The sequence below is a fragment of the Roseobacter sp. CCS2 genome (genome assembly GCF_000169435.1).
Taxonomy (GTDB): domain Bacteria; phylum Pseudomonadota; class Alphaproteobacteria; order Rhodobacterales; family Rhodobacteraceae; genus Yoonia.
In genome coordinates, this window is the sequence record NZ_AAYB01000011.1 from 1 (window position 1) to 11,870 (window position 11,870).

Consider the following 11,870-nt stretch of genomic DNA (forward strand, 5'->3'; position numbering starts at 1 on the left):
TGGCATCCTGCGCCGTAGCCAGGCAGAGGGCGACGCCCGTCGCGCCGCATTGGTCGCGGAAATGGCACGCTATGACGTTGGCTTTGAAGGCGAACTTATGGGCGACATGTTGGGTGAAATGGACGAAAATGATCGTCTGTCCACAACATTCCGCTTCCGCACCGGGTCTTCCAAGCTGGACGAACGTGGTCGTTTGGACATGCAGCGCCTGATTGCGTATCTGCAGCGTGTGCCGGACGGTACAGAAGTAACCTTTGTTGGCTTCACCGATGATGTGGGTGCATTTGACGCAAACCAGCGCCTTGCTGAACAGCGCGCCGCTGCGGTCATGGAAGAAATGCGCGCCATCACAGGTGGTTCGATCAATAACGTGACGATGTCCACAGCCGGTTATGGCGAAATCGCCCCATCCGCTTGCAACATTTCAGAGCGTGGTCGTGGTATCAACCGCCGTGTTGAGGTTTGGATTTCCAACACCGTCGAGAGCTAAAAACACAGGCGATACGTGTTCTGCGGAACACGTATCGCAAGACCATCACGTTGGACGGCTACGCGCTCCGACCATCTGCGCTCAACTGAATTGAACACAGAATGGTTTGGCAGCGGTCACGAAAAACTGTCTTCACCCGACTTCTGATTGTTACCCGTATACCAGTTACTAGTGCTCATTTTAAGCGTTTGTTATCTATCACAGAAGCCCGCGAGACGTCCGTAAACATTTACCAACTTGTTTTGTCCAAGTTGCTTGAAACAGCCTAAAGACCGCAATTTCGTCTTTAACTGATCTGTCCGTGCACCAGCACCGACCAAGCCGCGGCGAAGCAAGTAACGCATGATAGGACTCATGGCATGAACATTAGAAAGACGACCACCGCTCAACCCCCACGCCGCACAACGCTGGCGGGGCATTCCGTTTCAAAGTCACTTTGTCTTGCACTGGCGGTGGCCTCTGTGCCCGTATTGGGGGTGTTCAGCCCGAACCAAGCCGCAGCACAAGCAAATGATGCGTCATTGTACAACGGTGGCAAGGCGCGCGTCAGCCGGTCGGCCAACCTGCGCTCTTTGACAGAGGCTGTTGCCTCGGCCAGTTGCCGGGTCAATGGCGGGATCGACGTTTCTGAAGCGCAGACAGAATTGGCGACCTATCGTGCGGACTTTGGTCGGATCATTGATGGTCTGGTCAACGGCAATCCGGCCTTGGGCATGCCCGGCGCCGAACAGCGCGCACGCACCTTGACCGCATTGAATGAAACCGCAGACCTATGGCAGCCGATGGATGCCGCGGCCGCCAATTTGGCCTCTGGTCCTGCTTCATCCGCCGATGCCACGGCGATCGGAGATGGTTTTGCGGGGTTGTTTGACCAGACCGAACAACTGGCCTCTGTGATATCGGGGCAATATTCCGATCCACAGCAGCTATTGCAAAGTGACGCAACGGTCCTAAACTTTGCCATCCGGCAGCGCGCATTGGCATACCGCATGACGCGGCAGATGTGCGAGCTGGCAACAAACTCTGGTCAGGGCGCGACATCGGAAGACTTGCGAGAAACCGTCGATCTGTTTCAGCAAACACTGATTGCGCTGCGGGATGGTTTCGCCGCAGCAGGCATTAATCCACCGCCCAATGATGCTGTGCGCGACAGCCTGTCCAGCACCTTCGATATTTGGCAGGCAGAGCGTGATGTGTTCGACGCTGCGTTGTCGGGTCAGACCCCCACGGCGGATATGGTGAATGCTGCCGCCGATCTTTCCCAAACGCTGTCGGTGGCGATGAACAACACCATTACGCTTTACCTGATTGCAACACCGGGCCAGGACGGTGTGTACCGTGTGCCATTGGAGGCTTACGCCCGTGATGAGTTGGCAGGCTGGCTGACAGATCCTGCATTGATCGACGCAATAAAGGCGCAGAATGTCCAGCATGATGGTCTGTCCGAAGACGACGTCATCGCCCTTGATCAGCAATGGCGCGCAGAGGCTGGCGAAGGCGGTGGCCCGCTGATCGAAAAGCTGTTGTCGGCATCTGTGTCGAACTGGCTGTTGAACAAGCAACAGGCAACGGCAGGCTTTGTGACCGAAGTGTTTATCATGGATAATAAAGGCCTGAACGTGGCCCAAAGTGTTGAAACATCCGACTACTGGCAGGGTGATGAAGCGAAATGGCAGCAGACCTATTCGGTCGGCCCAGACGCGCTGCACATCAGCGAGGTCGAGTTTGACGACAGCACAGGGTTCTACCAGTCACAGGCGTCTTTGGCGATTTCAGATCCCGCAACAGGTGAAGTGATTGGTGCGGTAACATTTGGTATCAACGTACAGAATTTAATGTAAGTCATTGAAATTACGACTGAAGGGCGGGCCTCTCGGGGCTCGCCTTTTTTGTATCTTGGGCGTTTGTTGAAGGCGCCATAAACCAAATTTGATAAAGCTGGCGGAGAGACAGGGATTCGAACCCTGGGTGGGCTTGCACCCACAACGGTTTTCGAGACCGCCCCGTTCGACCACTCCGGCACCTCTCCGCGGGGATCGTGCGGCGTGGTACTGCGCGCAGACCCTTGGCGCAAGACCCAAATCAAAAGGGTTATGACAATTCCGTGCAGCCACTTTGCAAAGCAAGGCGGGGTGCATAGATATCCTTTAACGCACCCTTGATGAGGTCGATGATGATCCGCTTTACCGCCCCCTATGCCGTCGCCCTATCGATTGTGGCAGCCCCGCTTTGGGCCCAGCCCGCTGATGATGCCAAAGTTGATGCACTGCTGAATGCCCTTGGTATGCCACAGATGATCGAGATTATGCGCGAGGAAGGGTTAGCCTATGGTGAGGTTTTGGCCGTTGATATGCTGCCCGGCGGCACATCTGATCAATGGGCAAAAGCCGTGTCAGCCATCTATGACACCGAAACGATGTACGAAGAAGTCCGCGGCGCCTTTGGTGAAGCGATAGCCGGAGATGATATTGATGCCATGCTGGCGTTCTTCACATCAGAGCCGGGCGCCAAGATCGTCGGGCTGGAGGTGAGCGCCCGCCGCGCCTTGTTGGATGACGCGGTCGAAGAGGCGAGCAAGGAAAACGCCGCTATTGCGATGATGGATCAGACACCGCGTTACCTGATGGTGCAGGAATTTGTTGAGGTGAACGACCTGATTGAGGCCAATGTCGTCGGTGCGCTGAACGCGAGCTATGCGTTCTATACCGGATTGATTGATGGCGGTGCCATGCCGGCAGGCGTGACCGCCGAAAGCGCCTTGCAAGATGTCTGGACGCAAGAACCCGAGGTGCGCAATGACACGACAGAATGGGTCTATTCGTTTCTGATGATGGCATATCAGCCCCTGTCGGATGAAGAATTGCAGGCCTATATCGCTTTTTCCAGATCCGAGGCCGGGCAGGATATGGGTGATGCCCTTTTCGTCGCATTTGACGGGATGTTTGATGATGTTTCGCGTGGGCTTGGTCTGGCGTCATCGCGCTTTATGATCAGTCAAGAGTTGTGATCATCACCCCTTGGCATCGGCGGATGGTCGGGTATTCTGAACGGGAATTGAAACACATTGGGATATCTCGCATTGCCTTCCTTTAAATACGCCGTTCTTGCTGTTGGTATTCTCGCTGCATGCGAGCAAACTGCACCTATCGCCCCGCAACCCGATCTGCCTGCCGATGATCCGCGTCAGGTGCAGTTGCTGGCAGCTGAATGCACGATCTATTTCGCGGCCGTCACCAAGCTTGAGGCAGAAGGACGCACGGTCAGCGGAAACCCAACGCGGGGCTGCCCGCCAGAAGCCGCTGGCGTTTCAGCCGACATCAACGCGATGGTAAGTGTGCCGCCGGTCACCCCAGGCTATCCGCAAACGATGTATGACCGCATGATTGCGCGTGGTATTCCGGTAGACCTTGCAGATGAGATTTCCAAGTCCAAGGCATTCTGGGATTTGGTGGCCCGCCGCGACAGCCTGCTTGCTGATTTCTAACCACCATAGACCATCAATGCCGTGACCAAGGCGCCAGGTGTTGTCTGATATAAACCCATATCCGATTGCAGCTGAATGATGCGGGCAGGGCGGTCGCGTTCCGGTATTCCTGCCGCATCCATGGCTTTGGTCAGAACAGGCCCGCCGCCTGCGCGGATATCGGCTTTGATGGTTTCATAGTTTGATTTCACGATCAATTCGACCTCGCCGCGCCGCTTTTCGTAAGCGGCATTGCCGATCACTGTGCTGACCCCTGACACCGGCAACATTAAAGGGTTGCCAAGGTGGTTCGCCTCTTGTGAACAAGCGGCGGTAAGAAGAATGATGATCAATGGCCAGCGCATGGGTTTTTCCCTTCTTTTTATGTTGACTTACGGCTACATTGGTCAGATATAGCGCCATCTCTGCAAGGCATTTGTGGGGAATATGCGAAATTATGCCCACGGGCACGCAGTCCACAGGTACCAAACGCCGGGTATTCCCGGGGCCTCAGAGACGCGAAAAACAAAGGAATAACATATGTTTGCGGTTCTCAAAACCGGCGGCAAGCAGTACAAAGTTGCTTCTGGCGATGTATTGCGTGTCGAAAAGCTTGCTGCAAAAGCAGGCGACAAAATTCAATTCAACGAAGTGCTTATGGTCGGGTCCACAGTGGGCACTCCAACAGTTGCGGGCGCAGGCGTCCAGGCTGAGGTGATTGACCAGATCAAAGGCGAGAAGACGATCAACTTCGTCAAGCGCCGTCGTAAGCATGGCAGCCAGCGTACAAAAGGCCACCGTCAGCAACTGACTTTGGTGCGTATCGCCGACATCCTTGAAAAGGGTGCTGACAAATCTGGCGTGATGGCCGCCGTTTCCGGCGCTGGCACGGCCTATGTGACAGGTGCCAATGGTGCCCCAACATCCAAGAAAGCGGCCGCGGCGGCTGAGCGCGCATCAACGCCGAAGGCTGAAAAGCCGAAGGCGGCCACAAAAGCCAAGGCAGAGCCAAAGGCGAAGGCTGAACCAAAAGCAAAAGCAGAGCCAAAAGCGGCTGCTGGCGCGGATGATCTGAAAAAGCTGTCAGGCGTTGGCCCGGCACTTGAGAAGAAGCTACATGCGGCTGGCGTAACAACATTCGCGCAGATCGCCGCATGGACGGAAGCTGATGTGGCTGCTATGGACGAGAAACTGTCGTTCAAAGGCCGCATCGAACGTGAAGGCTGGATCGCGCAAGCGGTTGAGCTGTCAAAAGGCTAAGGAGAGACCAAATGGCACATAAAAAAGCAGGCGGTTCATCCCGTAACGGACGCGACTCAGCTGGTCGTCGTCTTGGCGTCAAGAAATTCGGCGGCGAAGTTGTCGTTCCCGGCAACATCATCATGCGTCAGCGTGGCACAAAAATGTGGCCAGGCATGGGCGTTGGTATGGGCAAGGATCACACGATCTTTGCGACCATTGATGGCAACGTCAAATTCCATAAAGGCCTGAAAGGCCGCACCTTTATTTCGGTCCTTCCAGTGGCGGAGGCCGCTGAATAAACCGAATATTCCAAGGTTACGAAATTTTGGGGGGATCGGTGATAACCGGTCCCCCTAATTTATTCATAGTTTTGCCACCATATGGATTTAGAGGATGGCATAACAGAAAGTTGTTTTCGGGGAGGGAAGCAATGCGACACGAGGATATCATCGTTCAAGATACGATCGAAGCAGATCGCTTTGTCCTGCGGCCCTGCCGCAAGTCCGACGCTGGTCTGATTGCCATGTACGCCGGCGATGATCGTGTGGCCCGTGGTACGCGTGCCATGCCGCACCCGCTGCCCCCCGGTTCGGTTGAAGCGATGATTGAACGTGCCAGTGTGTCTGAGCGGACAGAAGATGTCTGGGTTATTGATGGCTCTGCCCATGGCCACGCAGAAGCTTTGGGGTTGATCAGCCTTGAGCATATGGACCGTGCGCAATCCGAAGTATTCTATTGGATCGCGCCTGCGTTCTGGAACACCGGTTTCGCAACCGAAGCGGTACGCACGCTGATTGCTGCTAACCCGCACCGGTCGGATCGTATCTTTGCCGAAGTGTTTCAGGACAATCCGGGGTCTGCGCGTGTGCTGACCAACTGTGGTTTCGACTATCTTGGCGATGCTGAGGCATTTTCTGTGTCACGCGGCGCGACTGTGCCGACCTGGACGTATACGCTCAAACTCGGGTCATGATCTATTTAACTTTGCGGACAGAACGCGCGGCATTCATGACGGTGCGGTGATGACTGAACTACACTATCGCTTTCTGAACGCAGATGATTTCGATGATATGCACGCGATGGTGTCGCACTGGTCTGTTGTACGTCAGTTGGGGCGCTGGCCGTGGCCACCACAAGAGGCATTCACGCGTGGTCGCTGCAAACCTTATGCGGGGCATGGGTTTGTCTGGGCGGTTTGCCTGAACGATCGTGTAATCGGCACCATGGCTGTGACGCAGGGCGAATTGGGATACATGTTTGTGCCAGACGTGCACAGCAAAGGCTATGCCACCAAGGTGGCGTGCGACGCCATTGCCATGGCTTTTGCTGAATATGACTGGCCCATCCTACGCGCCTCTGTCTGGCATGATAATCCGGCCTCGGCTGCCGTCTTGCGAAAGTGCGGGTTTGCGCATTGGCAAACCCACTATACGCGCAGTCCGGCACGCCTGCCGACGCTTGTGCACCAGTACCGCCTCCCGCGGACCACATGGGACCGCTTGAGAACCGCGCCGCAGTAGGTTATCGGCTGATCAGGATAGCCGTAGAAAGCCAAACACATGAAATTCCTTGATCTTGCAAAGGTCTATATCCGGTCCGGTGCCGGTGGCGGCGGATGCATCTCGTTTCGGCGCGAGAAGTTTATGGAATACGGTGGCCCGGATGGGGGCGACGGCGGTAAAGGCGGCGATGTGGTGGTTGAGGCTGTCGAGGGCCTGAACACGCTGATTGATTTTCGCTATCAGCAGCATTTCTTTGCGGGTAACGGTCAGCATGGCATGGGCAGCCAGCGGACCGGTAAAGATGGTGAAGCCAAGGTGCTGCGTGTGCCTGTTGGCACTGAAATCATTGATGAAGACGAAGAAACCATTATCGCTGATCTGACCGAAGTCGGCCAGAAAATCGTGATTGCCAAAGGCGGTAATGGTGGTTGGGGCAACTTGCGCTTCAAAACAGCCACGAACCAAGCACCGCGCCGGTCCAATCCGGGACAGGAAGCGATTGAGCGAACGATCTGGCTGCGGTTGAAACTGATTGCTGATGTGGGTCTACTGGGGATGCCGAATGCGGGCAAATCCACGTTTCTGGCCGCCACTTCCAATGCGCGGCCCAAGGTTGCTGACTATCCATTTACAACGCTGATCCCCAATCTGGGCGTTGTGGGCATTGATGACGTGGAATTTGTTGTCGCCGATATTCCCGGCCTGATCGAAGGCGCCAGCGAAGGCCGCGGTCTTGGCGATATGTTCCTTGGTCATGTCGAACGCTGTGCCGTTCTTTTGCACCTGATTGATGGCACATCCGGCGATCCGGCTGGTGATCTGACAACAATCATTGCTGAGTTGGAAGCCTATGGCGGGGAATTGGCGGACAAACCACGTATAACGGTGCTGAATAAGATCGACACATTGGATGATGAAGAACGCGAATTCCTGCGCGATGAAATCGCTGCTGTCGCCAATGGACCCGTCATGATGATGTCAGGCGTCAGCCGCGAAGGTATCCCTGACGTCTTGCGCGCCCTGCGTTCCGAGATTGATGACAACCGCCTGCGCCACCGCAAAGCGGCGGAGGCGGAGACAAACGAGGACACGCCATGGCAGCCCTAAGCGACGCCAAGCGCCTTGTTATAAAGATCGGGTCTGCCTTGCTGGTGGATGCTGAAACCGGTGCGTTACGCCAAGGCTGGCTGACGTCACTGGCAAGTGATGTCGCTCGGATCAGGGCGCGGGGGACGGATGTGATCATCGTATCGTCCGGCTCTATCGCACTTGGCCGGGGTATTCTTGACCTGCCGCAGACATCCCTTGCGCTTGAACAGTCGCAAGCCGCCGCCGCTGTCGGGCAAATCCGATTGGCCCGTGCTTATGAAGAGGCTCTGACGCCACATGGTATCGTGACCGGCCAAGTGCTTGTCACACTTGAGGATTCGCAGGATCGCCGTCGTTATCTGAATAGCCGTGCAACGATGGAAACGATGCTGGGGCTGGGTGTGACACCGATTGTCAATGAAAACGACACGATCGCAACTGATGAAATTCGCTATGGTGACAATGATCGTTTGGCAGCACAGGTTGCAGTGACAATTGGTGCGGATCAGTTGATCTTATTGTCTGACGTTGATGGTCTTTATACTGAAAATCCAAAGATCAAGAAGTCCGCGCAACACCTTGCCGTAGTTGAAAAGATCACGCCCGAGGTTGAGGCGATGGCTGGTGACGCCGGTTCTGGCCTGTCCAAGGGCGGCATGATCACCAAGGTCATGGCAGCACGGATCGCGACAGAAGCAGGATGTGCGATGGCGATTGCGTTGGGTACGGCGCTCTACCCGCTTGGTAAGCTGGAAAACGGGGCCAATGCCACATGGTTCACGGCGCAAACTGATCCACAAGCGGCGCGTAAACGCTGGATTTCCGCGATGAAGCCGCGCGGCACTGTCACCGTTGACGCAGGTGCTGGCGACGCGTTGAAGCACGGCAAAAGTTTGCTGCCGGCAGGTGTGACCCAGATCAACGGAAGCTTTGGGCGCGGTGATCTGGTAGCGATTGTTGATGCGGCGGGGGTGCAGATGGGGCAGGGCCTGATCCGCTATACCAGTGCCGAGGCGCAGCAAATTATGGGGCGTCGGTCGGCTGACATTGTTGAAATACTGGGTTATGAAGGTCGTGCTGCATTGGTGCACCGGGATGATATGGTGCTGTAAGAGGGTAAGATCATGAACGATCACGACGCAATCGGGCCTATGATGGCGCAAATCGGTGCTGACGCGCGTGCGGCATCGACCGTGTTGGCGACAACCGGGTCAGAACGCAAATATGCCGCCCTCATTGGTGCGGCTGATGCGATCTGGGACAACCGGATGGCCATTATGGATGCCAATGCTGAAGATCAGGTATTCGCCGAACAAAAAGGGCTTAGCCCCGCGATGATGGACCGTTTGATGCTGGACGAGCCGCGTATCCGCGCCATGGCAGACGGCTTGCGCAATGTCGCGGCACAGGCTGATCCGGTGGGCGAAGTGATCACCGAATGGGACATGCCAACGGGGCTGCACATTCAGCGTGTCCGCACACCTTTGGGTGTGATCGGTGTGATCTATGAAAGCCGCCCCAATGTGACCGCTGATGCAGGCGCGCTTTGCCTGCAATCTGGCAATGCCGTGATTTTGCGTGGCGGTTCGGAAAGCTTTCATTCCTCGACAGCGATCCATGACTGCTTGCAGACCGGATTGCAGCAGGCCGGTCTGCCCGCTGCTGCCATACAGCTGGTGCCAACACGTGACCGGGCCGCGGTTTCCGCGATGCTGACGGCAACTGACCATATCGACGTGATCGTGCCACGCGGTGGCAAAGGCCTTGTCGGGTTGGTACAGCGCGAGGCGCGCGTGCCTGTTTTCGCGCATCTTGAGGGGGTTTGTCACATCTATATCGGCGCGACCGCCGACCCTGCAATGGCGCTTGAGATTGTATTGAATGCCAAAACCCGCCGTACCGGGATTTGCGGCGCGATGGAGTGCCTGCTGATTGATTGGCGGTTTTATACGCAACACGGTTCAATGCTTGTGGATGCGCTGCTCAAAGCCGGTGTAGAAGTACGCGCTGATGGCGAGCTGGCCAAGATTGAAGGGACGACCAAAGCGCAAGCCGATGATTTCGGGACAGAATTCCTTGATATGATCTGTGCTGCCAAACTGGTCGACGGTGTGGATGACGCGATCAACCATATCCGCACCTATGGCTCAAACCACACCGATGCGATTGTAACTGCGGATGATCAAGCCGCCGCACATTTCTTTAAGCAGCTCGATAGCGCCATTCTGATGCGCAACGCGTCAACGCAGTTCGCTGATGGCGGCGAATTTGGCATGGGTGCTGAAATTGGCATCGCCACAGGTAAATTGCACGCGCGCGGGCCGGTCGGGGCCAGTCAATTGACCAGCTTTAAATATCTTGTGACCGGCGACGGGGCGTTGCGATCCTAAAACCGCACGACCATGTGGTTGGCTTCATGTTTGAATTGCAGCACGCGTCCGGCTTCGGCCAAAACGCCCGGCAATAGCGCAAATTGAACATGCGCCGCAGTGTAATGAAAACCAACTTGCGGTGAGAGCAGGTTATTCCAAAGCTCTTTATCCAGCGTCAGGCGCGGGCCTTCGCCGCGCATGACCCACATTTCTTCCTCTTGCGTGATATGGATGTCGCCGCCAAGCGGCAGCGATGCCTCAATCGCCTGTAATGTCAAAAGGGCGCATCGCACCAATCTGCGCGGCTGGTCGCCATCAATCTTCCAGATATAATTGATCCGCCCACCCCGGGCGGTTGCGGCAAGAATGGACAATATCTCTGACCGGCTAACCATTTGTTCTTCGCTGGCGGCGCCATAGGCAATCCGAAAATATCTGATCCGGGCGCTGGCGTTCTGAACGCTTTCGTTTATCAGCTCCATCTCAGCGCCGGTATCGCCATCTGTTAGCGCCAAAAGCTCGACCCCATTGCCGATTGCCCCAATTGGGCTGATAAGGTCATGACAAATGCGCGAGCCAACTAATGCCGCAAGATCAGGTTGCATAAAGCAGCCTCCATTTTGAAAGAGAAGTGATGCACGATTTCAACGCCATTTTGGAACCCGGCGTGCTTGTCCGCCATCCCGACCATCCAGAGTGGGGCACCGGACAAGTGCAATCCAACATTGGCGATAAAATTACAGTGAATTTTCGGGAGATGGGGAAAGTTGTCATTGATGGTAAACGGGTTCTACTCTTACTGGTTAACGAATGAGATACAACTTACAGGCGAGTCTCGCAAGTGAAGTTTGAGAGTGCCTTTTCATTACGTCGCGTGAAATGGTTGCCAAATGGTTAATTTCGCAGAAGATGCAGGTCGATGACGGCACAATCAAACGCAATGATGACGGCTGCGCCGGTGTTTTCGACCCGCGTTGCACAGTCCGAACAGGACGTGCGCGCCGCACAACGCTTGCGTTACAACGTCTTTGTGACCGAACTGGGAGGCGATGGGCCGCTGGTTGATCACGACCTGCGGTTGGAGCGGGATATTTTTGACGCACATGCCGATCACATCCTTTTACTTGATGAAACCCGCGCCCCTGACGATCAGGTCGTTGGCGTTTACCGTGTCATGACCGAACCAATGGCAATCGCGGCAGGGCGGTTTTATTGCGCCGAGGAATATGATCTGACCCCTTTTTATCAAAGTGGGAAGCGTCTGTTGGAATTGGGGCGGTCATGCTTGCACGCAGACTATCGCGGGGGGGCCGCGATGCTACACCTTTGGGCGGCGCTGGCGGCGTATGTGCAGGACCAGCGGATTGAGGTTCTTTTCGGTGTCGCATCATTCCATGGCACCGATGCGACAGCGCTGTCTGGCCCGCTAAGCCTGTTGCATCACCGCCATCTGGCGCGCAAAGAATTGCGGGTGAAGGCTATTGGGCCAACAGCCCTGCCGATGGATATGTCGTCAATCGAAGCGGTGGATCGTGTTGCCGCAGTCCGGCAGATGCCTGCTTTGATCAAAGCATATCTGCGTCTGGGCGCAACCGTGGGTGAAGGCGCCTTTGTTGACCATGCCTTCAACACGGTTGATATCTGCATCATCCTTGAAAGCGACGCGATTAATGCATTGCAAAAGAAGATGTTAACGTCTGGAACAGCCATTG

General features: G+C 55.7%; 15 protein-coding genes and 1 tRNA gene. 13 read left to right on the top strand and 3 right to left on the bottom strand.

The annotated features are described in order from the left end of the window. Window positions 1–490: OmpA family protein (locus RCCS2_RS17675; RefSeq protein ID WP_008236887.1), on the top strand; the 490-nt coding region annotated here is incomplete at its 5' end. A gap of 359 nt (window positions 491–849) precedes the next feature. Then, window positions 850–2,331: a type IV pili methyl-accepting chemotaxis transducer N-terminal domain-containing protein gene (locus RCCS2_RS18035; RefSeq protein ID WP_050770847.1), complete on the top strand. Its 1,482-nt coding sequence runs from the start codon at window positions 850–852 to the stop codon at window positions 2,329–2,331. A gap of 98 nt (window positions 2,332–2,429) precedes the next feature. Here the strand turns inward: RCCS2_RS18035 and RCCS2_RS17685 are convergent. Continuing rightward, window positions 2,430–2,519: transfer RNA gene (locus tag RCCS2_RS17685), tRNA-Ser, on the bottom strand. A gap of 132 nt (window positions 2,520–2,651) precedes the next feature. Here RCCS2_RS17685 and RCCS2_RS17690 point away from each other — a divergent pair. After that, window positions 2,652–3,497: a DUF2059 domain-containing protein gene (locus tag RCCS2_RS17690; RefSeq protein WP_008236892.1), complete on the top strand. Its 846-nt coding sequence runs from the start codon at window positions 2,652–2,654 to the stop codon at window positions 3,495–3,497. 72 nt (window positions 3,498–3,569) lie between these two features. Further along, on the top strand, window positions 3,570–3,974 hold the full coding sequence (locus RCCS2_RS17695) for a hypothetical protein (protein WP_008236894.1): 405 nt from the start codon (window positions 3,570–3,572) through the stop codon (window positions 3,972–3,974). On the opposite strand, the gene RCCS2_RS17700 is transcribed toward RCCS2_RS17695, so the two are convergent. Further along, complete coding sequence (locus RCCS2_RS17700) at window positions 3,971–4,318, bottom strand: hypothetical protein (RefSeq protein WP_008236896.1); 348 nt, start codon at window positions 4,316–4,318, stop codon at window positions 3,971–3,973. The genes RCCS2_RS17695 and RCCS2_RS17700 overlap by 4 nt on opposite strands. A gap of 175 nt (window positions 4,319–4,493) precedes the next feature. Between RCCS2_RS17700 and RCCS2_RS17705 the strand changes: the two genes are divergently transcribed. From RCCS2_RS17705 to RCCS2_RS17735, 7 genes are all read left to right on the top strand, one after another. Continuing rightward, complete coding sequence (locus RCCS2_RS17705; protein WP_008236898.1) at window positions 4,494–5,213, top strand: 50S ribosomal protein L21; 720 nt, start codon at window positions 4,494–4,496, stop codon at window positions 5,211–5,213. A gap of 11 nt (window positions 5,214–5,224) precedes the next feature. Beyond that, on the top strand, window positions 5,225–5,494 hold the full coding sequence (gene rpmA / locus RCCS2_RS17710) for a 50S ribosomal protein L27 (RefSeq protein WP_008236907.1): 270 nt from the start codon (window positions 5,225–5,227) through the stop codon (window positions 5,492–5,494). A gap of 131 nt (window positions 5,495–5,625) precedes the next feature. Then, complete coding sequence (locus RCCS2_RS17715; RefSeq protein WP_008236909.1) at window positions 5,626–6,168, top strand: GNAT family N-acetyltransferase; 543 nt, start codon at window positions 5,626–5,628, stop codon at window positions 6,166–6,168. Between the two features lie 49 nt (window positions 6,169–6,217). Then, window positions 6,218–6,715 carry a GNAT family N-acetyltransferase gene (locus RCCS2_RS18040; protein WP_008236911.1) on the top strand — a complete coding sequence of 166 codons (498 nt, stop codon included), beginning with the start codon at window positions 6,218–6,220 and terminating at the stop codon, window positions 6,713–6,715. Window positions 6,716–6,754: 39 nt separating this feature from the next. After that, complete coding sequence (gene obgE / locus RCCS2_RS17725) at window positions 6,755–7,804, top strand: GTPase ObgE (protein WP_008236913.1); 1,050 nt, start codon at window positions 6,755–6,757, stop codon at window positions 7,802–7,804. Next, window positions 7,792–8,898 (top strand): glutamate 5-kinase, encoded by a 1,107-nt coding sequence (gene proB / locus RCCS2_RS17730; RefSeq protein ID WP_008236915.1) that lies wholly within the window; start codon window positions 7,792–7,794, stop codon window positions 8,896–8,898. The genes obgE and proB overlap by 13 nt, the downstream gene beginning before the upstream one ends. Window positions 8,899–8,910: 12 nt before the next feature. Continuing rightward, entirely contained in the window at window positions 8,911–10,176 is a 1,266-nt protein-coding gene (locus tag RCCS2_RS17735; protein WP_008236917.1) for a glutamate-5-semialdehyde dehydrogenase, read from the top strand. Here RCCS2_RS17735 and RCCS2_RS17740 read toward each other — a convergent pair. Then, window positions 10,173–10,763, bottom strand: a complete 591-nt coding sequence (locus RCCS2_RS17740) for a histidine phosphotransferase family protein (RefSeq protein WP_008236918.1) — start codon at window positions 10,761–10,763, stop codon at window positions 10,173–10,175. The genes RCCS2_RS17735 and RCCS2_RS17740 overlap by 4 nt on opposite strands. 29 nt (window positions 10,764–10,792) lie before the next feature. Here RCCS2_RS17740 and RCCS2_RS17745 point away from each other — a divergent pair, with 29 nt between their 5' ends. Both RCCS2_RS17745 and RCCS2_RS17750 read left to right on the top strand, forming a co-directional pair. Next, window positions 10,793–10,972, top strand: coding sequence for a DUF3553 domain-containing protein (locus RCCS2_RS17745; RefSeq protein ID WP_008236920.1), 180 nt, complete (start codon window positions 10,793–10,795; stop codon window positions 10,970–10,972). Between the two features lie 105 nt (window positions 10,973–11,077). Beyond that, window positions 11,078–11,870: GNAT family N-acetyltransferase (locus RCCS2_RS17750; RefSeq protein ID WP_008236922.1), on the top strand; the 793-nt coding region annotated here is incomplete at its 3' end.